Below are 21,263 nucleotides of genomic sequence, written 5' to 3' on the forward strand. Positions count from 1 at the left end.
GACTTTAGCCGAATGCGCGCGACAGGACAACTGGAATATCAAAGCAAAGCGCAAAATCATGAATGCGTATATGCTCTTAGCCACTAATGACAGGAGATGGTATGTACACACTGCGCTGGCAGCCGCCCTATGACTGGGCATGGATACTGGAATTTTTACGCTTGCGTACGGTTTCTGGCGTCGAAGTGATTACCCAGACGACGTACACCCGCTCGTTCGCTCTTGGCGAGCATCGCGGCGTGATGAGCGCCGAGCCGGATGAGGCCACTTCAACCCTTAAAGTTACGCTGAGCGATGGCCTGTTGCCGGTGGCAGATGTCTGTTTGCAGCGGCTGAGCCAGCTTTTTGATCTCGACTGTACGCCACAGGTCATTACCGATGCGCTCGGGGATGTGGGGGCCGCGCGACCAGGTCTGCGCCTTCCTGGCTGCGTGGACCCGTTTGAACAGGCCGTCCGCGCAATTCTGGGCCAACTGGTGAGCGTGGCGATGGCGGCAAAGCTGACCTCCCGCGTGGCGGCTCTGTACGGCGACAGGCTGGATGAGCAGTTCGTTCTGTTCCCGCAGCCCGCGCAACTGGCGCAGGCGGATCCGCTGGCGCTCAAAGCATTAGGCATGCCGGTAAAGCGCGCGGAATCGCTGATCTTTCTCGCGCAATCGGTGCTGGACGGGACGTTTCCCCTGACGATGCCGGATGATGTTGAACGCGGGATGAAAACGCTACAAACCTTTCCGGGAATTGGCCGCTGGACGGCGAACTATTTCGCCCTGCGCGGCTGGCAGGCAAAGGATGTTTTCCTGGCGGATGATTATCTGATTAAGCAGCGTTTTGCCGGAATGACGCCCGCGCAGATTCGCCGCTATGCCGAGCGCTGGCAGCCGTGGCGTTCTTACGCGTTGCTGCACATCTGGTATACCGAGGGCTGGCAGCCACATCTCACCGTTAGTTAATGGCGAAGTAGCTGGTGTTGAGCATCATATCCAGCGGCTGAGGCTGTGAAATGGTGTCGCCGAAGATCAAATCAATGCCAATTCCGGAAAGCGTATCCATCATCAGCGGCTGGTTTGTTGGCCCTGCAATGCTCTTAAGGCCCAGACGCTGGGCATGGCCCTGGACAATCGTGACCATCATTTCATCCATCAGGTTGCCATGAACATTTGTCACCAGCTCCTGGTCGAGCAAAAGGTAATCGGCGGTGTGCGGCGTAAGATGGTTGAAAATTTCCAGGTCCTGGCCAATGTGGCTCAGGATGATACGGCAGCCCGCATGGCGCAGCTTTTTCAGGTTATCGATAATCTCTTTGCCCTGACGCATAAGGGCGTCGGCGTTGATCATCAGATGCAGCAGGCGACCCGGCATCGGTCCATGTTCGAGCAGGTCCAATATTTCATCTACCAGTTTGCTGTTGGAAAGCCCGGCAGCCGAAAGTGGTAATGCGACACCCAACCCTTTCGCCGCAACGGCGGTGGCGTGGTTACGGAAAAACTCATGGAATACGCGGCGGTCAAGGGCGCGGATCAGCTCCGGCTCATTTAACCCGGCGCGGAAAGCCCGCTCTTCCATGACTTCGCCTTCGCTGGTCCACAGGCGCAGAGAGAGCAACCAGAAGTTGCAGGTTTCCGGTACGCGCGGTGAGGCGACGCTGCGGGCAATCATCATCAGGTGATTGTCTTTGATCATCCGCCATTGCTCCTCCAGCGACATCATGCTGCGTTCCTGGAGCATCTGACCTTGCAGCGCTTCATAGACGGTCACCAGTCCGCGGCCATTATTTTTCGACGCATAGCAGGCAATGTCGGCCTGCGACATGACTTCCGAGGCCTGATGGTTGGTTTCATCAATAATGGTGATCCCCGCGCTGGCGCCGATACGGTGCATGCGGCCTTCCCACATGAAGTGGTAGTCGTTAATCGACTGAATAATGCGCCCGGAAATATACCGCGCGCTTTCGACGTTGCAGTCCGGCAACAGCAGGCCAAACTCATCGCCGCCCAGACGGGCCAGAATATCGGTGGAGCGCAGCATACTCAGCATCAGAGAGGAGAGCTCACGCAGCAGGGCGTCGCCAGCGGCATGCCCGGCGGTATCGTTCACTGCTTTAAAGCGATCGAGATCGATAAATACCAGCGCATGACGCTGATGTAACTCCTGCACGCTTTTCAGCAGGCGCTTAAGGTGCGTTTCGAAATTAACGCGGTTCGCCAGATGGGTCAGGGCGTCGTGAGAGGCGCTGTAGCTGAGCTGGCGCAGCATCTTACGCGACTCGGTGACGTCCTGAATAACCAGCACAAAGCCGATATTTTGCCCATCAAGGGTGCTCAGCGGCGTCACGCTGTAATGGATATCGTAAGTGCCGCCGGTACGGCAATGAAGCACCACATCCTGTTCGATAGCAGAGCGCGACATATCGCCGCTATGGATGTTTTCCATCGACGGGCCGGTTTCACCAAAGGTAATACGCAGCACGTTCAGCAGCGGCTGCGACATCGCCTGTTCCTGCGACCATCCGCTCATTTTTTCGGCGACCGGGTTCATAAAAGTGACGTTCATATCGACGTCAGTACAGAGCACGGCCTCGCCGATGGAGTCCAGGGTAATATGCAGACGCTCTTTTTCCTGGAACAGCGCTTCGTTGAGTTGCTTCACCTCGGTCATGTCCATATTAACGCCGAGCAGACGTTCCACTTCGCCATTGCGGTTAAGCACCCGGTTGGCGAGGGTACGGATATGGCGAATACCGTCTTTTACGGCAATACGAAACTCCAGTTTAAAGGCGATCCGCGACATCAAAGAGTCGCGGATAATGCGTTCGGTCTCTTCCCGGTCCTCAGGCAAAATACGTTCATACCAAAGCTGCCAGGTCGGTTTAATATGCGACGGCACTTCATACAGCTCGAACATACGCTTGTCCCAACTGATGATATCCGGCTCCAGTTCCCACTCCCAGATACCTATCCCCCCGGCTTCGTTCGCCAGGGTGATACGTTCCATCAACCGTTTATTGACCCACTCAGTCTGTTTCAGATCGTTTATGTCTTCGACCTGGGCGATGAAATAACGCGGAGAGCCATCCGCGTGACGCACCACCGACACTGCCAGTAGCGCCCAGACCAAATCACCGCTGCGGGTGTAGTAGCGCTTTTCCAGCGAGTAGGTATTGATTTCGCCGCGAACTAACAGATCCAACTGCTCCAGGTCTTTATTCAGGTCTTCCGGCCAGGTAAGTTGCTGGAAGGTCATCAGCCGCAATTCTTCCTGGGTGTAGCCCAGAAAATTGCACAGGGCTTTGTTGGCCTGTAGCCACTGCCCCTGGAGGCCGACCAGCGCCATGCCGATGGCGGAGTATTCCATCGCATTACGAAAGCGCTCTTCGCTTTCGCTAATATGTTTGCGTTCGGCCCGGAAGGCATACATCACCATTGTCATGACGTTAGCGGGCAGAAGAATCATTAAAAACGGCAGCCAGGGTGCGTTCAACATCGCGCCAGTTTTGGGTGTGAGAATGCCCACCTGTGGATGAGCCGCCATCATCAGCGACACCATCATGATGGTAATCAGGTAGATAAGGAACGCTTCCATACGCGGCAGGCGGATGGCGCTCCACATCAGCAGCACGATCACGGCGGTAAACGGCCAGGGCAGCCAGGTCATTGCCAGCCAGCTCAGGCAGAGCGTCACGGCCAGGGTTGCCAGGGTTTCAAGAAGCAACTGCGGTTTACGGTGGCGCAGCAGGTAGTGCGGTTTAAAGAGAACACCAATCGGCACCAGCGCCAGAGCGCCAATGGCCTCTGAGAGCACCCAGAGCATGAAGGTGCGCACGAGGTTGTCTGTGGGCACCAACAGGCAAACTAAAATCCCGCCCAGCAGGGGAGGGATGAGCGCGCTACTGATAGCCAGCCGTATCCAGTCGCTTAGATTCTGTAGCGGGTTATACCAGGGCAAAAATTTGCGTAGTAGCATGGCCCCGGTGACCGCTTCAATAACGTTGATAACCGTATACCAGAGATTGACTGAACTGACCGAAAACAACTGAATGGTGGCCGCCACACTGCCCAACGAACAGACGACGGCGATGCCCGGCCACATTTTTCCGGCGTGGCGATAAAACGCCACCATCATCAGGGCAGAGGGAAACCATAGCGGTGAGAGGTGCGTTCCGAAGCGGGTCAGTTGCAGCGAGAATAACGAAAAGATGAACGACAATAACCCCAAACTGAGCAGACGCAGTATAAGGTTAGGGGTGGCCATCAAGACTCGCTGATTTTGTTTCATCATTACCGCTTAATCCGCAAACCCTATGTTGTCAGGAACGGCGTCCGGACGAGTTAAATATGAGTTCGGATTATGCTAGTACAAACAATTTACAATTCCTATGCCGTCTGCTCAGAATTTGACATCATAATGTTATTAATTACTTAGTTTCGGGAAAAAAGCCGACAAGCGCTGTTAATTTGAACGTTCTGATTTGCGAAAAGTCGCATTTTGCAAAATAAGCACCGCGCTTTTTTCCCGAACGGCGTACAGGACGTATTCGACTGGTATCATGGACGCGAAATCCCTATAATTGCCGCGTTTGACGCTCAGGCGTCGTCCTTCCTTTACATCCAGGTTAATCAGGTCGCTAAATTTATGACTGATAAGTCACATCAGTGCGTCATTATCGGCATCGCCGGCGCATCGGCTTCAGGTAAAAGTCTTATTGCCAGCACGCTTTATCGTGAACTGCGTGAGCAGGTGGGTGATGAGCATATCGGCGTTATTCCGGAAGACAGTTACTATAAAGATCAAGGCCATCTGTCGATGGAAGAGCGTGTCAAAACCAACTATGACCATCCAAGCTCCATGGATCATAGTCTGCTGTTCCAGCATCTGCAGATGCTCAAAAGCGGCCAGGCCATTGAATTACCGGTCTATAGTTATGTAGAACATACCCGCACACCGGAAACTATTCACATCGAACCGAAAAAAGTCATCATTCTTGAAGGCATTCTGCTGCTGACCGATGCGCGCCTGCGTGATGAGATGAACTTTTCTATCTTCGTTGATACCCCGCTGGATATCTGCCTGATGCGCCGTATCAAGCGTGACGTGAACGAGCGTGGCCGGTCAATGGACTCGGTGATGGCACAATATCAGAAGACGGTTCGCCCGATGTTCCTGCAGTTTATTGAGCCTTCCAAGCAGTATGCCGATATCATCGTGCCGCGCGGGGGTAAAAACCGTATCGCCATTGATATTCTGAAAGCCAAAATCAGCCAGTTTTTTGAATAATACATGATAGGCTGTACCCTTTAGTTTACTTTGCTTTGCCCCTGAACTGTCAGGGGCGTCATGCACGAAAGGAGAAAGTGCCATGCGTCTTTGCGACCGAGATATTGAAGCCTGGCTGGATCAGGGGCGTCTGTCGATTACCCCGCGTCCCCCCGTTGAGCGCATTAATGGCGCGACTGTCGATGTCCGCCTGGGCAACAAATTTCGTACCTTCCGTGGGCACACTGCTGCGTTCATCGATTTGAGCGGGCCGAAAGATGAAGTGAGCGCGGCGCTCGATCGTGTAATGAGCGATGAAATCGTTCTCCCCGACGGGGAAGCATTTTTCCTGCATCCTGGGGAACTGGCGCTGGCGGTGACTTTTGAATCGGTGACATTGCCGGCCGACCTGGTGGGCTGGCTGGATGGCCGTTCTTCACTGGCGCGTCTGGGGCTGATGGTCCACGTCACCGCACATCGCATCGATCCCGGCTGGTCCGGCAGTATCGTGCTGGAGTTCTATAATTCTGGCAAACTGCCGCTGGCATTGCGCCCCGGTATGCTGATTGGTGCGCTGAGCTTTGAACCGCTCTCCGGCCCGGCCGACCGTCCGTATAACCGCCGCCAGGACGCGAAGTATCGCGATCAGCAGGGCGCGGTTGCCAGCCGCATTGATAAGGACTGAGTGATTTGTACCCGCTGAGGCTGCCATGAGAAGAGTGTTAACCACGCTAATGATTTTACTGGTCGTGCTGGTAGCCGGCCTTTCGGCGTTGGTCGTCATGGTCAACCCAAACGATTTTCGTGACTATATGGTGCGTCAGGTTGAAGCCCGTAGCGGCTATCAGTTGCAACTTGACGGCCCGCTGCGCTGGCATGTCTGGCCGCAACTGAGCATTCTCTCCGGGCGCATTACCCTGACCGCCCCGGGAGCGGAAGCCCCGGTGGTGAAAGCAGACAATATGCGCCTGGATGTTGGGCTGCTGCCGCTGCTCTCTCATCAGCTTCAGGTGAAGCAGGTCATGCTCAAAGGGGCGGTCATTCAACTGACGCCGCAGACTTATGCGGCACCAGAACATGATGCACCGGTGGCCCCCAAAGAGAACACGCTGCCGCAGGCTGCCGAAGATCGTGGCTGGTCGTGGGATATTGCCCGACTACAGGTTGCCGACAGCGTGCTGGTTTTCCAGCATGAAAACGACGAACAGATTACCGTACGCGATATTCATCTGCAGATGGAACAGGATGCTACGCACCAGGCGACGCTGGACTTTTCAGGGCGCGTGAATCGCGATCAGCGCGATCTCTCGTTATCCCTGAAAGCGCAAGTGGATGCCAGCGATTATCCGACCCACCTCACGGCGGCGATTAGCGATCTGAAATGGCAATTGCAGGGTGGCGATGTCCCGGCACAGGGGATTGCGGGCGAGGGGAGCCTCTCCGCGCAGTGGCAGGGCGATCGTCAGCAAATTTCCATTAGCAATCTCCGTCTTAGCGCCAACGACAGCGCATTTAGCGGCAAGGGCAGCGTCATTCTTTCCGCAAAACCGCAATGGCTGCTGGATTTACAGTTCGACACGCTGAATCTCGATAACCTGCTTGCGCCGAAAGAGACGGCTTCCACGGATGCTTCGACTGAACAACAGGGGCAGCAAGCGCAGGGGCGTATGCCGCGGCCGGTGATTGCCAATAGCGTACAGCAGGAATATACCAGCCTGCGTGATTTCACCGCGCAGGTATCGCTTACCGCCAATAATATTCGCTGGCGCGGAATGCGCTTTGATAACGTCACCGGTCAGTTCTCTAATAATGCCGGTTTGCTCAGCATCTCTACGCTGCAGGGCAAAATGGGCGATGGGGATATCTCTCTGCCCGGTATGCTGGATGTACGCCGTGATAAGTCACGTGCCGTCTTCCAGCCGCGGCTGGATAACGTCGAGATTGGCAATATTCTTAAAGCGTTCAATTACCCGATAGCCCTCACGGGTAAACTCTCTCTGGCGGGCGATTTTTCGGGTAGCCGGATTGATGCCGATGATTTCCGCCGTCACTGGCAGGGCGATGCCCATGTCGAGATAAAAGACAGCCAGATGGAAGGGCTGAACTTCCAACAACTGGTCCAGCAGGCCGTTGCCCGTAGCAGTGATGTACAGGCGCAGGAAAATTACGATAACGTGACGCGTCTCGACACCTTCAGCACTGATTTGTCGCTGGACTCGGGGGTCATGACGCTGGCGGATATGCAGGGGCGTTCACCGTTGCTGAGCCTGTCCGGCCAGGGTGAAATGGATCTGGTGAAGGAGCAGTGTGATACTCACTTCAACATTCGCGTACTCGACGGCTGGAAAGGCGACAGTAAACTGATTGATTACCTGAAATCTACTGACATTCCGCTGAACGTGTATGGTAAATGGCAGTCACTGAATTACAGCCTGCAGGTCGATCAGATTTTACGTAAGCATTTGCAGGATGAAGCGAAACGCCGACTGAATGAGTGGGCGGATCGCAACAAAGACAGCCAGAACGGTAAAGACCTGAAAAAACTGCTCAATAAACTGTAACGCCGGGAGCCCCGGCGTCAGTCAGACCTGATAATCCAGTTCGTCGCCCGTATTCAGGGCGATGATCTGGACCTTCTGCACGCGGTGACTTTCCACCTCCAGCGTTTTTACGACATAGTCGCCTACCTGAACCTCTTCCCCTGGCGTCGGGATCCGCTGCAAATACTCCATCAGTAGCCCGGCGATTGTGTGGTATTCGCGCTTTTCATCCAGCGGCAGCGGGACATATTGCACCAAATCTTCCAGCGGCATATGGCCATTCGCGGTCCAGCTACCGTCACTGTTTTTCTGAATGTCGTGGCGGGCATCGATCTCCTCTACTTCATTCGGCAGATTGCCGGCGATGGTCTCCATCACGTCGCTCAGGGTGACCACACCTTCAACCGAACCGAACTCATCGACCACAAACGCAAAATGGGTGCGGGCACTACGAAACTGTTCCAGCGCCTGCAGCAGTGGCAGGGTTTCCGGGAATACCAGCGGCTGGCGGATCAATACGCGCAGATCCAGCGGCTCACCGCGCAGGGACTGTTGCAGTAAATCAATAATATGTACCACGCCCAGCAAATCACTCTCTTCATTGCCACCGGTCACCACTATGCGCGTATGCTGGTTTTTCTCCAGCAGATCGCGAATCTCCGCTTCCGGGGCGTTCAAATCGATATGTTCAATATCATGACGGGAGGTCATGATACTGCTAACGGTACGCTGATTGAGGTTAAGCACCCGTCCAATCATCCGCCGCTCTTGCGGGTTAAAAAGCTGGCTGCTGTCATGGTCGACCAGCAGTGAAGAGGTTTCAGCATCAAGCTCCGCATCCTCTTTTTTGCCGCTCAGCAGGCGCAAGACGGCTTCTGTCGTACGCTGGCGTAAGGTCTGGTTGGCTGAGAGGAAACGGCGACGGTTGAAGATAGCAAGCTGATTAAGCGCTTCAATCATGACCGAGAAGCCTATCGCGGCATACAGGTAGCCTTTCGGGATATGGAAACCAAAACCTTCGGCGACAAGGCTAAAGCCAATCATCAGCAGGAAGCTCAGACAAAGAATGACAATCGTCGGGTGGCTGTTTACAAAACGCGTCAGCGCTTTGCTGGCAAGCAGCATCAGCGAGATGGCGACAATCACGGCGGCCATCATGACAGCCAGATGATCAACCATCCCGACTGCGGTAATCACTGAGTCGAGAGAGAAAACGGCATCCAGGACGACGATTTGCGCTACCACGGCCCAAAACTTCGCCCCGCGCCGTTGCGTGGGGTTATCGCTGTCCTTACCTTCCAGGCGTTCATTGAGTTCCACGGTGGCCTTAAAGAGCAGAAACAGGCCGCCGAACAGCATAATGAGATCGCGCGCGCTGAAACTGAGGTCGCGGAAGGAAAAAAGAGGATTGGTGAGCGTAACCAGCCAGGAGATAGACGCAAGCAGTAGCAGGCGCATGACCATCGCCAGTAGCAGCCCTGTGACACGGGCACGGTCGCGTTGCGCCGGTGGGAGTTTTTCCGCAAGTATCGCGATAAAAACCAGGTTATCAATGCCGAGCACGAGTTCGATCACAATCAGCGTAATCAGACCGGCCCAGATTGATGGATCGGCAATCCATTCCATCGTATGTGTAACACCTTATCAATTCTAACAATTGTCATTATCTGATCATGGATAAAGCCCATCTAAATTGCAATGCCGGTATGCGATTTATCTTATTTGTGATTGCGGCAGGGAATATATTAAAAATCTATTTCCTTATTAATATTGGGATTATTTGCGCCAGCAAATGAAAAGACCTTTTCGGATATTTCGCATGCGTAAATGCAGGTAAGGATTTTGTCAATATCAATAAAATCCTAAAAACCTAAATATTTGCTCTTAATATTATTCTTAAAAATATGTTTAGGGCGGGATGTTGCCTTGCCTGTAATTCGCTTAGCTGCAACAATTCCTCCAGCATGTTTCAAATATACCTGTGAAGTTATTTTTAATGCAGCTAAACAGCGTAAATCCTTATGACTGCCGTATTTAAGGCATCCAGGAATATTCTCTATCAGGTTCGGGGTACAAAAGGGTGTTTTCAATAACTTACTGTTTAATCAGTGGATTGGTAGCTGAAAGCCAAGGGCGGTAGCCTGCCTGACAGCATGTCAAAAAGTCTGGATTATTCTGTCAATAGCATGTGGTTGAATAAGCGATTTTTAGGATTGATACCAGTTATATTAAGTTCCGATTAACTGCATTCTGCTTCCGTTATGAACAGTCGCTTATTTAAATACACAGGATAATTACTCTGCAAAAGTGATAATTAATCAATGATGAAATCCAAAACGAAATTGATACCATTATTGGTGTCCATGAGCTTGATGAGTGGCTGCACAGTTTTTCCCGGTAGCAATATGTCAACATCGGGAAAAGATGTGATTAAACAACAAGACGCCGATTTTGATTTAGACCGCATGGTGAATGTCTATCCATTGACGCCACGTCTGGTTGAACAATTACGTCCGCGACCGAATGTCGCCCAGCCGAATATGTCGCTGGATCAGGAAATCTCAAACTATCAATATCGCGTTGGCCCAGGGGATGTGCTTAGCGTTACCGTCTGGGACCACCCTGAACTGACCACACCGGCCGGCCAGTACCGCAGTTCAAGCGACACCGGTAACTGGGTACAGCCCGATGGCACCATGTTCTATCCCTATATTGGCAAAGTTCACGTTGTGGGGAAAACCCTTGGCGAAATCCGCAGTGATATTACCAGCCGCTTAGCGACGTACATCGCTGACCCGCAGGTGGACGTTAATATCGCCGCCTTCCGTTCGCAGAAAGCCTATGTCTCCGGGCAGGTCAACAAATCAGGCCAGCAGGCCATCACCAACGTTCCGCTGACGGTTCTGGATGCGATTAACGCCGCGGGCGGACTGACCGATGCCGCCGACTGGCGCAATGTGGTGCTGACGCATAACGGCAAAGAACAACGTATCTCCCTGCAGGCGCTGATGCAGAACGGCGATTTGAGCCAAAACCGTCTGCTCTATCCGGGCGACATCCTTTTCGTACCGCGTAATGACGATCTGAAAGTCTTCGTAATGGGTGAAGTTAAAAAACAGAGCACCCTCAAAATGGACTTCAGCGGTATGACGTTGACCGAAGCGCTGGGTCAGGCCGAAGGCATCGATCTGACGACCTCCAACGCCAGCGGCATCTTCGTTATTCGTCCGCTGAAAGGCGAGAACGGTCGCGGCGGCAAGATTGCCAACATCTATCAGCTTGATATGTCCGATGCGACATCGCTGGTGATGGCGACTGAATTCCGCCTCCAGCCGTATGACGTGGTGTATGTGACGACCGCACCGGTTGCTCGCTGGAACCGTCTCATCAATCAGTTGCTGCCAACCATCAGTGGCGTTCGCTACATGACGGATACGGCGCGCGACATTCACACCTGGTGATAGGCGATGTTTAACAAAATTCTGGTGGTGTGTGTGGGGAACATTTGCCGTTCCCCCACGGCGGAGCGGCTGTTGAAAAAGTATCAGCCCGCATTAACGGTGGAGTCAGCCGGTCTCGGGGCGCTGGTAGGTAAAAGCGCGGATGCGGAAGCAACGCGCGTGGCAGAGAAAAACAATCTGTCCCTTGAAGGGCATTGCGCCCGGCAGATTTCCGGAAAAATGTGCCGTGATTTCGACCTGATTCTGGTCATGGAAAAACGGCATATCGCCGCACTGTGCGAAATCGCGCCGGAAATGCGCGGCAAAGTGATGCTGTTTGGTCACTGGGACGATGAACGTGAAATTCCCGATCCGTATCGCAAAAGCCGCGACGCCTTTGAGGCTGTTTACACCTTACTTGACCAGTCTGCCCGCCAGTGGGCGCAGGCACTGAACGCTCAGCAGGGATAACAATGACAGAGAAAACACACCATTCCGCCGCGTCGTCGGTGGGAAATGATGAAATCGATGTAGGGCGATTAATCGGTACAGTCGTCGAGGCACGCTTGTGGGTGCTGGGGATCACCGGCTTATTTGCCGCGGCTGCTATCGTTTACTGCCTGTTTGCCACGCCCATCTACAGTGCGGATGCGCTGGTACAGATTGAGCAGAATGCCGGTAATTCGCTGGTGCAGGATATCGGTTCGGCGCTGACAAACAAGCCACCCGCGTCAGAAGCGGAAATTCAGTTGATTCAGTCCAGGCTGGTGCTGGGTAAAACCGTCGATGATTTAAACCTGGATATCGCCGTAACCAAAAACACTTTTCCGGTTTTTGGCGCGGGCTGGGACAGACTGATGGGTCGGCAAAATGACACGGTCAAAGTGACGACATTCACGCTCCCCAAAGGCATGAATGATCAGGTCTTTACCCTCAAGGTGCTGGGGCCGAAACAGTACTCCCTGACCAGCGACGGTGGTTTCAGCGCTCGTGGTGAAGTAGGGCAACCGTTAAGTAAGGACGGTGTGACCATGCTGGTAAGCGCCATTCAGGCGGCGAACGACAGCGAATTCACCGTGACCAAATTCTCGACGCTCGGGATGATCAATAATCTGCAAAACAACCTGAGCGTGACCGAGAACGGCAAAGATACCGGGGTGCTCAGTCTTACCTATATCGGAGAAGATCGCGATCAGATCCGCGATATTCTGAACAGTATTACCCGCAACTACCTGCAACAAAACGTTGAGCGTAAATCCGAAGAGGCGGCTAAGAGCCTGGAGTTCCTCAATAAACAACTGCCGGAAGTACGCGCCAAACTGGACGTGGCCGAAAACAAACTCAACACCTATCGTCAGCAGCAAGACTCTGTCGACCTGCCGCTGGAAGCGAAATCGGTGCTCGACTCGATGGTTAACATCGATGCGCAGCTTAATGAACTGACCTTTAAAGAGGCGGAGATTTCCAAGCTGTACACCAAAGCGCACCCGGCTTACCGCACATTGCTGGAAAAACGCAAAGCGCTGGAAGATGAAAAGGCCAAACTCAACACCCGCGTGACGGCAATGCCAAAAACGCAGCAGGAGATTGTCCGTCTGACGCGTGATGTGGAATCCGGCCAGCAGGTTTATATGCAGTTGCTGAATAAACAGCAAGAGCTGCGTATTACCGAGGCCAGTACTGTAGGGGATGTGCGCATTGTCGATGCCGCCATTACTCAACCTGGCGTACTGAAACCGAAAAAAGCGCTGATCATTCTTGGCAGTATCATCCTTGGGTTGATTCTCTCCGTTGTGGTGATTCTGCTGCGTTCACTCTTTAATCGTGGTATCGAAAGCCCGCAGGCGCTGGAAGAGCAGGGGATCAGTGTTTACGCCAGCATCCCACTGTCGGAGTGGCAAAAAGCGCGCGATACGGTCAAAACCGTCAAGGGCAACAAGCGTTACAAACAGCGCCAGTTGCTGGCGGTGGGTAACCCGGCGGATCTGGCGATTGAAGCGGTACGCAGCCTGCGCACCAGCCTCCATTTCGCCATGATGCAGGCGCCCAATAACGTCCTGATGATGACCGGGGTCAGCCCGTCGATTGGTAAAACGTTTGTCTGCGCCAACCTGGCGGCGGTCATTAGCCAGACCAACAAACGTGTGCTGATGATCGACTGTGATATGCGCAAAGGCTATACCCATGAACTGCTCGGTACCGATAACGTTAACGGTCTGTCGGACATTCTGGTGGGCAAGGGCAATATTGAAAGCTGCGCCAAAAAGACCTCCATCGCCAACTTTGACCTGGTTCCGCGTGGGCAGATCCCGCCAAACCCGTCCGAACTCTTGATGAGCGAACGTTTCACGCAGTTGCTCGACTGGGCGAGTAAACATTATGACCTGGTGCTGATTGATACACCGCCAATCCTTGCGGTGACCGATGCCGCGATTGTGGGTCGCCATGCGGGCACCACGCTGATGGTCGCACGTTACGCGGTGAACACGGTGAAAGAGGTCCAGACCAGCCTGAGCCGCTTTGAGCAAAACGGTATTCAGGTCAAAGGCGTCATCCTGAACTCCATTTTCCGCCGCGCTACTGGCTATCAGGATTACGGCTATTACGAATACGAATACAAGTCTGATAGCAAATAATATTTTCCCCTCACCCTAAACCTCTCCCTTGAGGGAGAGGGCCGGGGTGAAGGGAATATTGATCAATCGGGGAAGAAAATGACCACAGAACGTCCGTTAATCTCGATTTATATGCCAACGTGGAACCGCCAACAATTGGCGATCCGCGCCATCAAATCGGTGCTGCGTCAGGATTACACCCACTGGGAAATGATCATTGTTGACGACTGCTCGACGGCCTTTGAGCAACTCCAGAGTTATGTGGCCGAACTGAATGATCCACGCGTGACCTATACCCGTAACGCATTTAATTCCGGCGCCTGTGCGGTACGCAACCAGGCGATCATGCAGGCGACAGGCCAGTTTATTACTGGCATTGATGATGATGATGAATGGACGCCGGACCGCCTGTCGGTCTTTCTGGAACATAAACACCATCTGGCAACGCGGGCTTTTCTCTATGCCAATGACTATGTCTGCCAGGGCGAAGTCTATTCACAACCGACCAGTTTACCGCTTTACCCAAAATCGCCGTTTTCCCGCAAGCTGTTCTACAAGCGCAACATTGTGGGCAACCAGGTGTTTAGCTGGTCATGGCGCTTCAAAGAGTGTCTGTTCGATACAAAACTGAAAGCGGCACAGGACTACGACATCTTTTTACGCATGGTAGAGCAGTACGGCGAACCGTGGAAAATCGAAAAAGCGACGCAAATTCTGCACATCAATCACGGTGAAATGCAGATTACTTCGTCGCCGAAAAAATTCTCCGGCTACTTCCATTTCTACCGGAAACACAAAGCCAAGTTTGACCGCGCCAGCAAGAAATATCAGCTCTTCACGCTGTACCAGATCCGCAACAAGCGTATGAACTGGCGCACGCTGCTGACTCTTTTCTCCGTGCGTAATGGCAAGCGTCTGGCTGATGGTCTGCGAGGGAAATAATGCGACTGGAAGATTTTCGCGCTAATCAATGGAGTTTGCGCCCGTGCTGCATGGTCGCGGCCTATCGCGTCGCCCATTTTTGCTCGGTATGGCGTAAGAAAAATGTGCTCAACAACCTGTGGGCTGCCCCCGTGCTGTTGATTTACCGCTTTATGACGGAATGCCTGTTTGGCTATGAGATCCAGGCGGCTGCCACGATTGGCCGTCGTTTCACTATTCACCATGGTTATGCCGTCGTGATCAATAAGCACGTGGTCGCGGGTGATGATTTCACCATTCGCCATGGCGTGACCATCGGCAATCGTGGCGCAGACAATCTGGCCTGTCCGGTCATCGGCAACAACGTTGAACTCGGGGCCAATGTCGTCCTGCTGGGTGATATCACCATTGGCAATAACGTCGTGGTTGGCGCAGGCAGCGTCGTGCTCGACAGCGTGCCGGATAATGCGCTGGTGGTGGGTGAAAAAGCGCGGGTGAAGACAATAAAATGAACATATTACAATTTAACGTTCGCCTCGCCGAAGGCGGCGCGGCGGGTGTCGCGCTGGATTTACACCAGCGGGCATTGCAGCAAGGCATGCAATCGCGGTTCGTCTATGGTTACGGTAAAGGCGGCAAGAAAAGTGTCAGCCATGACCAGTATCCCAACGTGTTTAAACAGACCCCACGTCTGACATCGATAGCAAACCTGGCGCTGTTTCGCCTGTTTAACCGCGATGTATTTGGCAATCTTAACAATCTCTATCGCAGCGTCAGCCGCACCAAAGGCCCGGTGGTGCTGCACTTTCACGTGATGCACAGCTACTGGCTGAACCTGAATGAAGTGGTGGCATTCTGCCAGAAACTGAAAGCGCATAAGCCTGACGTGACCTTTGTCTGGACGCTGCACGATCACTGGAGTGTCACCGGGCGCTGTGCCTTCACCGATGGCTGTGAAGGCTGGAAACAGGGATGCAAAAAATGCCCGACGCTGGCGAACTATCCACCGGTAAAAGTGGATCGCGCGCATCAACTGGTGGGTGAGAAGCGCCGTTTATTTAACGAGATGATGGCCCTCGGCTGCCAGTTTATTTCCCCCAGCCAGCACGTGGCGGAGGCATTCAACAGTCTGTACGGTGCGGGGCGTTGCCGCATTATCAATAATGGAATTGATGTGGCGACCGAAGCCATTCTGGCGGAGTTATCTCCGGTTACTGTCACCCAGGGGCGCCCGAAAATCGCCGTGGTGGCGCACGACCTGCGCTATGACGGCAAGACCAATCAACAACTTGTCCGTGACGTGATGGCGCTGGGTGAACAGGTTGAGCTGCATACCTTTGGCAAGTTTTCTCCCTTTGAGGGACCGAACGTGGTGAACCACGGCTTTCTGACGGATAAACGTCAGTTAATGAGCGAACTCAACCAGATGGATGCGCTGCTCTTTACCTCGCGTGTGGATAACTACCCGCTCATTTTGTGTGAAGCGCTCTCCATTGGTGTGCCGGTGATTGCCACGCACAGCGATGCAGCGCGTGAGGTTCTGGAGAAGTCCGGCGGCAAGACCTTTAGCGACGCGGAGGTCGTGCCGCTGGTGCAACGTCACAAAGCCGACATCGCGCAGGCCGTATTCGGCACATCGCTGGACGCGTTTCGGGCGCGTAGTCGCCGTGCTTACAGTGGGCAACAGATGCTGGAGGAATATGTCTCATTCTATCAGGGTCTGTAGTTATCTCCTGCTGCCGCTGATTTACCTGCTGGTTAACGTGAAGATTTTCCAGCTTGGCGAAAGCTTTCCGATAACCATTGTGACGTTCTTACCGCTGTTACTGCTGCTCTATGTGGATAAACTCAACCTGAAAAAGTTGATGATTGCCCTGGGCACCGGTGCGGGATTAACACTGTTTAACTACATTTTTGGTCAGTCGCTTAACGCCAGTAAGTATGTCACCTCAACGATGCTGTTTGTTTATATCGTGATCATCATCGGCATGGTGTGGAGCATTCGGTTCAAAACTGTTTCGCCGCATAACTACCGCAAAATACTCCGCTTCTTCTACGTGGTGGTTGCGTTGGTCGTGATGCTGGCAGCGGCGGAAATGGCGCAAATTATTCTCTCCGGCGGCAGCAGCCTGATGGAGATAATTTCGAAATATCTGATTTACAGTAACAGCTACGTACTGAATTTTATCAAATTTGGCGGTAAGCGAACCACGGCACTCTATTTCGAACCGGCATTCTTCGCTCTGGCATTAATCTCAATTTGGCTCAGCATCAAACAGTTTGGTATCAAAACGCCGAAGACAGATGCTATGATTCTGACAGGGATAGTTCTTTCGGGATCGTTTTCAGGGGTAATGACATTTATCCTTTTTTATCTACTGGAATGGGCATTTCAGTATTTAAACAAGGAAGCGATACGCAAGAAATTACCGTTGGCCATTATTTCACTGGCGGTATTTGTTGTCGGGGTGGTGTTCGCCTTTCCTTATATTGCGGAACGTCTCGGTGATTTAGGAACAGAAGGCTCCTCCTCTTATTATCGCATTATCGGACCGCTGGCGATGGTGGGATATTCCCTGGCCAACATTGATGGTGTGGTAAGATTCGGCTCACTTTACGAATATGTCGCATCATTCGGAATCTTTAACGGTGCAGATGTCGGTAAAACCATAGACAATGGCTTGTATCTGTTAATTATCTATTTTTCATGGTTTGCCGTATTACTGACCGGTTGGTATTTGTTCAAAGTAGCAAGAATGACTGTCAATGCGTTTGGTAATAATCAGAATTTTCGTGTTCAGCTTTATCTGTTCGCTCCGATATCGTGGTTTTTTACGGGGTCGATTTTCAGTCCTGAATACGCATTTTTAATTGTTTGCCCGTTTATTTTCCGCAAGGCGTTAAATATTTCGAGCATATGACGAGGTGGGTCACATGTTACTAAGCGTTATTACCGTTGCGTTTCGTAATTATGAAGGCGTGAAGAAAACCTGGGAATCACTGGCCCATCTGGCACAGGCGCAGGATATCGCATTTGAGTGGATTGTTGTGGATGGCGGCTCTGCCGACGGTACCGCAGAGTTTCTGAAAAACCTTAACGGCCAGTACCACTTACGTTACGTCAGCGAGAAAGATAATGGCATCTATGATGCGATGAATAAAGGCATCAGCATGGCCAATGGCCGCTTCGCGCTGTTCCTCAACTCAGGTGATATTCTGCATCCGGAAAGCGTCGATGTTATCCGCCAGTTGGCAGAAAAACGTGACAATGCCATGTACATTGGTGATGCATTATTAGATTTCGGCGATGGCACAAAAATACGCCGTAGCGCGAAACGCGGTTGGTATATTTACCATAGCTTACCCGCCAGCCATCAGGCCATATTCTTCCCGATGAGTGGTCTGAAAACCTATCCCTACGATTTACAATATAAAGTCTCTTCCGATTACGCGCTGGCAGCCAGAATGTTTAAGGCAGGCTTTCGCTTTAAACGCCTGCACGGTCTGGTATCCGAATTTTCAATGGGTGGCGTCTCTACGTCGAATAACCTTGAATTATGTCGGGATGCTCGCAACGTCCAACGAAAAATATTACACGTACCGGGCTTCTGGGCGGAATTGTCGTACCTGTTACGTCTGCGTACGACTGGCAAAGCGAAAGCCTTATATAACAAAGCATAATGTGAATGCCCTGAATAATTTGAATCGCGGGAAAACGGAAAGTCAGAGAATTCCGATGAGCTTACGTGTGTAAGTGATTCGGATGAACGCATGCAGTTAACGCACCGGCGGTTTGAAGAATAACGGGTACACGTATAAGGAAACACGATGCAAGACTTACAAGGATTCTCCGTGCCGAAAGGCTTCCGGGGCGGGAATGCTATTAAGGTTCAATTGTGGTGGGCGGTGCAGTCAACATTATTTGCCTGGTCGCCACAAATTATGTATCGCTGGCGTGCCTTTCTGTTGCGTTTATTCGGTGCAAAAATCGGAAAAAACGTAGTGATTCGTCCGTCGGTGAAAATAACTTATCCATGGAAATTAACGCTGGGTGATTATAGCTGGGTTGGCGATGACGCTGTGTTATATACCCTGGGCGATATCTCAATTGGCGCTAATTCTGTGATTTCGCAGAAATGTTATTTGTGTACCGGCAGTCACGATTTTATGAGCGCGCATTTTGATATTACCGCGTCGCCCATCGTGATTGGCGATAAATGCTGGCTGGCAACGGATGTCTTTGTTGCCCCCGGCGTGCGTATTGGTGACGGAACGGTTGTCGGTGCGCGCAGCAGTGTTTTTAAGACGCTTCCGGCAAACACAATTTGCCGTGGCAACCCCGCAGTGGTAACGCGCGAACGCGTAAAAACTGAATAACTTCTGATAAGTAATAGAGGAATAAAATATGTCTAAAGTCGCTCTCATCACCGGCGTTACCGGGCAAGATGGCTCTTATCTGGCAGAACTGCTTCTGGAAAAGGGTTATGAAGTTCATGGCATTAAGCGTCGTGCCTCTTCATTCAACACTGAGCGTGTGGACCATATTTATCAGGATCCGCACACCAGTAACCCGAAATTCCACCTTCACTATGGTGATCTGACGGATACCTCTAACCTGACCCGTATTCTGCAGGAAGTGCAGCCGGATGAGGTCTATAACCTTGGGGCGATGAGCCACGTAGCGGTCTCCTTTGAATCGCCGGAATATACCGCAGATGTGGATGCGATGGGGACATTGCGTCTGCTGGAAGCCATTCGCTTCCTGGGCCTTGAAAAGAAAACACGCTTCTACCAGGCCTCTACCTCTGAGCTGTATGGCCTGGTCCAGGAGATCCCGCAGAAAGAGACCACGCCGTTCTACCCACGCTCTCCGTATGCGGTGGCAAAACTGTACGCCTACTGGATCACCGTTAACTACCGTGAATCCTATGGCATGTACGCCTGCAACGGCATTCTGTTTAACCACGAGTCTCCGCGCCGTGGTGAGACCTTCGTCACCCGCAAAATTACCCGCGCGATTGCCAACATCGCCCAGGGCCTCGAATCTTGCCTGTACCTTGGCAACATGGACTCCCTGCGTGACTGGGGTCATGCGAAAGATTACGTGAAAATGCAGTGGATGATGCTGCAACAGGACCATCCGGAAGACTTCGTTATCGCCACCGGCGTGCAGTATTCCGTACGTCAGTTTGTGGAAATGGCGGCGGCGCAACTGGGTATCAAACTGCGCTTCGAAGGTAAAGGCGTGGAAGAGAAGGGGATTGTGGTTTCCGTCACCGGTCATGACGCGCCAGGCGTGAAACCGGGTGATGTGATTGTTGCCGTTGACCCACGTTACTTCCGTCCGGCGGAAGTGGAAACTCTGCTCGGCGACCCGACCAAAGCGCACGAAAAACTGGGCTGGAAACCGGAAACCACGCTGCAGGAGATGGTCTCTGAGATGGTTGCCAAAGATCTTGAAGCGGCGAAAAAACATTCGCTGTTAAAAGCTCACGGTTACGAGGTTGCCATCGCGCTGGAGTCCTGAGAATGACGAAACAACGTATCTTTGTCGCGGGTCACCGCGGCATGGTCGGATCGGCCATTGTAAGACTGCTGTCGCAGCGCGAAGACGTGGAGCTGGTGCTGCGTAGCCGTGACGAACTGAACCTGCTGGATTCTGCACAGGTGCAGGCGTTCTTTGCCAGCGAACGTATCGACCAGGTCTACCTGGCGGCGGCGAAAGTGGGTGGTATTGTCGCCAATAACACCTACCCGGCAGATTTTATCTACGAGAACATGATGATGGAGTGCAACATCATTCACGCGGCGCATTCGCATGACGTGAACAGGCTGTTGTTCCTCGGTTCATCCTGTATTTACCCGAAGCTTGCGCACCAACCGATGGCTGAAAGTGAGCTGTTGCAGGGGACGCTGGAGGCGACGAACGAACCGTATGCGATTGCCAAAATTGCCGGTATCAAACTGTGCGAGTCCTACAACCGCCAGTACAACCGCGATTATCGCTCGGTGATGCCGACCAACCTGTACGGGCCGAATGACAACTTCCACCCAAGCAACTCCCACGTGATCCCGGCGTTGCTCCGTCGCTTCCATGAAGCCATGCTCAGCAACGCGCCTGACGTGGTGGTATGGGGCAGCGGCACGCCGATGCGTGAGTTCCTGCATGTGGACGACATGGCGGCGGCCAGCATTCATGTGATGGAGCTGGACCGGGAAGTGTGGCAGGAGAATACCGAACCGATGCTGTCGCACATTAATGTCGGCACCGGTGTGGACTGCACGATCCGTGAGCTGGCGCAAACGCTCGCCCAGGTCGTGGGCTACAAAGGCCGGGTGGTCTTTGATGCCACCAAGCCGGACGGTACGCCACGCAAACTGCTGGATGTGTCCCGCCTGCACGCGCTTGGCTGGTATCACGAGATCTCGCTGGAGCAGGGGCTGGCAAGCACCTACCAGTGGTTCCTCGAAAATCAGCAACGGTTCAGGGGGTAAGC

At 52.8% G+C, this 21,263-nt stretch carries 17 protein-coding genes; 15 read left to right on the forward strand and 2 right to left on the reverse strand.

Features of this window, described 5'->3' with window-relative positions:
• Positions 1-101: 101 nt before the first annotated feature.
• On the forward strand, positions 102-950 hold the full coding sequence (gene alkA / locus C5523_RS09040) for a DNA-3-methyladenine glycosylase 2 (protein ID WP_041851981.1): 849 nt from the start codon (positions 102-104) through the stop codon (positions 948-950).
• Here alkA and C5523_RS09045 read toward each other — a convergent pair.
• The gene (locus tag C5523_RS09045; RefSeq protein ID WP_108700971.1) at positions 943-4,275 is read right to left on the reverse strand and encodes a diguanylate cyclase; all 3,333 of its coding nucleotides are present in this window, start codon (positions 4,273-4,275) and stop codon (positions 943-945) included. The genes alkA and C5523_RS09045 overlap by 8 nt on opposite strands.
• A 354-nt stretch (positions 4,276-4,629) precedes the next feature.
• On the opposite strand from C5523_RS09045, the gene udk reads away from it, so the two are divergent.
• The 3 genes from udk to asmA all read left to right on the forward strand — a co-directional run bounded on the left by udk (position 4,630) and on the right by asmA (position 7,811).
• Positions 4,630-5,271, forward strand: coding sequence for a uridine kinase (udk, locus tag C5523_RS09050; protein WP_041852052.1), 642 nt, complete (start codon positions 4,630-4,632; stop codon positions 5,269-5,271).
• A gap of 82 nt (positions 5,272-5,353) precedes the next feature.
• On the forward strand, positions 5,354-5,935 hold the full coding sequence (gene dcd, locus C5523_RS09055) for a dCTP deaminase (protein WP_041851979.1): 582 nt from the start codon (positions 5,354-5,356) through the stop codon (positions 5,933-5,935).
• Between the two features lie 25 nt (positions 5,936-5,960).
• Positions 5,961-7,811: an outer membrane assembly protein AsmA gene (gene asmA / locus C5523_RS09060; RefSeq protein ID WP_107223920.1), complete on the forward strand. Its 1,851-nt coding sequence runs from the start codon at positions 5,961-5,963 to the stop codon at positions 7,809-7,811.
• A gap of 21 nt (positions 7,812-7,832) precedes the next feature.
• Here asmA and C5523_RS09065 read toward each other — a convergent pair whose 3' ends face one another.
• Complete coding sequence (locus C5523_RS09065; RefSeq protein WP_041851977.1) at positions 7,833-9,416, reverse strand: TerC family protein; 1,584 nt, start codon at positions 9,414-9,416, stop codon at positions 7,833-7,835.
• Between the two features lie 695 nt (positions 9,417-10,111).
• On the opposite strand from C5523_RS09065, the gene C5523_RS09075 reads away from it, so the two are divergent.
• The 11 genes from C5523_RS09075 (at position 10,112) to C5523_RS09125 (ending at position 21,261) form a co-directional block, all read left to right on the forward strand.
• Entirely contained in the window at positions 10,112-11,251 is a 1,140-nt protein-coding gene (locus tag C5523_RS09075; RefSeq protein WP_041851976.1) for a polysaccharide export protein, read from the forward strand.
• A 6-nt stretch (positions 11,252-11,257) separates the two neighbouring features.
• Complete coding sequence (gene wzb / locus C5523_RS09080; RefSeq protein ID WP_041851975.1) at positions 11,258-11,701, forward strand: low molecular weight protein-tyrosine-phosphatase Wzb; 444 nt, start codon at positions 11,258-11,260, stop codon at positions 11,699-11,701.
• A gap of 2 nt (positions 11,702-11,703) precedes the next feature.
• The gene (gene wzc, locus C5523_RS09085) at positions 11,704-13,866 is read left to right on the forward strand and encodes a tyrosine-protein kinase Wzc (protein ID WP_108700972.1); all 2,163 of its coding nucleotides are present in this window, start codon (positions 11,704-11,706) and stop codon (positions 13,864-13,866) included.
• 78 nt (positions 13,867-13,944) lie between these two features.
• The gene (gene wcaA, locus C5523_RS09090; protein ID WP_041851973.1) at positions 13,945-14,787 is read left to right on the forward strand and encodes a colanic acid biosynthesis glycosyltransferase WcaA; all 843 of its coding nucleotides are present in this window, start codon (positions 13,945-13,947) and stop codon (positions 14,785-14,787) included.
• Positions 14,787-15,278: a colanic acid biosynthesis acetyltransferase WcaB gene (wcaB, locus tag C5523_RS09095; protein ID WP_041851972.1), complete on the forward strand. Its 492-nt coding sequence runs from the start codon at positions 14,787-14,789 to the stop codon at positions 15,276-15,278. Before wcaA ends, wcaB begins: the two co-directional genes overlap by 1 nt.
• Positions 15,275-16,492: a colanic acid biosynthesis glycosyltransferase WcaC gene (gene wcaC / locus C5523_RS09100; protein ID WP_108700973.1), complete on the forward strand. Its 1,218-nt coding sequence runs from the start codon at positions 15,275-15,277 to the stop codon at positions 16,490-16,492. The genes wcaB and wcaC overlap by 4 nt, the downstream gene beginning before the upstream one ends.
• Positions 16,467-17,687, forward strand: a complete 1,221-nt coding sequence (gene wcaD / locus C5523_RS09105) for a colanic acid polymerase WcaD (protein WP_041851970.1) — start codon at positions 16,467-16,469, stop codon at positions 17,685-17,687. The genes wcaC and wcaD overlap by 26 nt, the downstream gene beginning before the upstream one ends.
• Before the next feature lie 13 nt (positions 17,688-17,700).
• The gene (wcaE, locus tag C5523_RS09110; protein ID WP_108700974.1) at positions 17,701-18,447 is read left to right on the forward strand and encodes a colanic acid biosynthesis glycosyltransferase WcaE; all 747 of its coding nucleotides are present in this window, start codon (positions 17,701-17,703) and stop codon (positions 18,445-18,447) included.
• Positions 18,448-18,594: 147 nt separating this feature from the next.
• Positions 18,595-19,143, forward strand: coding sequence for a colanic acid biosynthesis acetyltransferase WcaF (wcaF, locus tag C5523_RS09115; RefSeq protein WP_041851968.1), 549 nt, complete (start codon positions 18,595-18,597; stop codon positions 19,141-19,143).
• A 28-nt stretch (positions 19,144-19,171) separates the two neighbouring features.
• A complete protein-coding gene (gmd, locus tag C5523_RS09120; protein WP_041851967.1) occupies positions 19,172-20,293 on the forward strand; it encodes a GDP-mannose 4,6-dehydratase in 1,122 nt (373 codons plus the stop codon).
• Positions 20,294-20,295: 2 nt separating this feature from the next.
• Positions 20,296-21,261, forward strand: coding sequence for a GDP-L-fucose synthase (locus C5523_RS09125; protein WP_108700975.1), 966 nt, complete (start codon positions 20,296-20,298; stop codon positions 21,259-21,261).
• Positions 21,262-21,263 lie beyond the last annotated feature (2 nt).

Origin of the sequence: Phytobacter sp. SCO41, from assembly GCF_003073275.1 — a bacterium.
GTDB classification, from domain to species: domain Bacteria; phylum Pseudomonadota; class Gammaproteobacteria; order Enterobacterales; family Enterobacteriaceae; genus Phytobacter; species Phytobacter diazotrophicus.

What these genes read in the sequence shown, in the direction of transcription:
- C5523_RS09125 (WP_108700975.1), top strand. Translation starts at nt 20,296, where the DNA reads ATGACGAAACAACGTATCTTTGTCGCGGGTCACCGCGGCATGGTCGGA.
- wcaD (WP_041851970.1), top strand. Translation starts at nt 16,467, where the DNA reads ATGTCTCATTCTATCAGGGTCTGTAGTTATCTCCTGCTGCCGCTGATT.
- alkA (WP_041851981.1), top strand. Translation starts at nt 102, where the DNA reads ATGTACACACTGCGCTGGCAGCCGCCCTATGACTGGGCATGGATACTG.
- dcd (WP_041851979.1), top strand. Translation starts at nt 5,354, where the DNA reads ATGCGTCTTTGCGACCGAGATATTGAAGCCTGGCTGGATCAGGGGCGT.
- wcaB (WP_041851972.1), top strand. Translation starts at nt 14,787, where the DNA reads ATGCGACTGGAAGATTTTCGCGCTAATCAATGGAGTTTGCGCCCGTGC.
- wzc (WP_108700972.1), top strand. Translation starts at nt 11,704, where the DNA reads ATGACAGAGAAAACACACCATTCCGCCGCGTCGTCGGTGGGAAATGAT.
- gmd (WP_041851967.1), top strand. Translation starts at nt 19,172, where the DNA reads ATGTCTAAAGTCGCTCTCATCACCGGCGTTACCGGGCAAGATGGCTCT.
- wcaA (WP_041851973.1), top strand. Translation starts at nt 13,945, where the DNA reads ATGACCACAGAACGTCCGTTAATCTCGATTTATATGCCAACGTGGAAC.
- wcaC (WP_108700973.1), top strand. Translation starts at nt 15,275, where the DNA reads ATGAACATATTACAATTTAACGTTCGCCTCGCCGAAGGCGGCGCGGCG.
- C5523_RS09075 (WP_041851976.1), top strand. Translation starts at nt 10,112, where the DNA reads ATGATGAAATCCAAAACGAAATTGATACCATTATTGGTGTCCATGAGC.
- wcaE (WP_108700974.1), top strand. Translation starts at nt 17,701, where the DNA reads ATGTTACTAAGCGTTATTACCGTTGCGTTTCGTAATTATGAAGGCGTG.
- asmA (WP_107223920.1), top strand. Translation starts at nt 5,961, where the DNA reads ATGAGAAGAGTGTTAACCACGCTAATGATTTTACTGGTCGTGCTGGTA.
- wzb (WP_041851975.1), top strand. Translation starts at nt 11,258, where the DNA reads ATGTTTAACAAAATTCTGGTGGTGTGTGTGGGGAACATTTGCCGTTCC.
- wcaF (WP_041851968.1), top strand. Translation starts at nt 18,595, where the DNA reads ATGCAAGACTTACAAGGATTCTCCGTGCCGAAAGGCTTCCGGGGCGGG.
- udk (WP_041852052.1), top strand. Translation starts at nt 4,630, where the DNA reads ATGACTGATAAGTCACATCAGTGCGTCATTATCGGCATCGCCGGCGCA.
- C5523_RS09065 (WP_041851977.1), bottom strand. Translation starts at nt 9,416, where the DNA reads ATGGAATGGATTGCCGATCCATCAATCTGGGCCGGTCTGATTACGCTG.
- C5523_RS09045 (WP_108700971.1), bottom strand. Translation starts at nt 4,275, where the DNA reads ATGATGAAACAAAATCAGCGAGTCTTGATGGCCACCCCTAACCTTATA.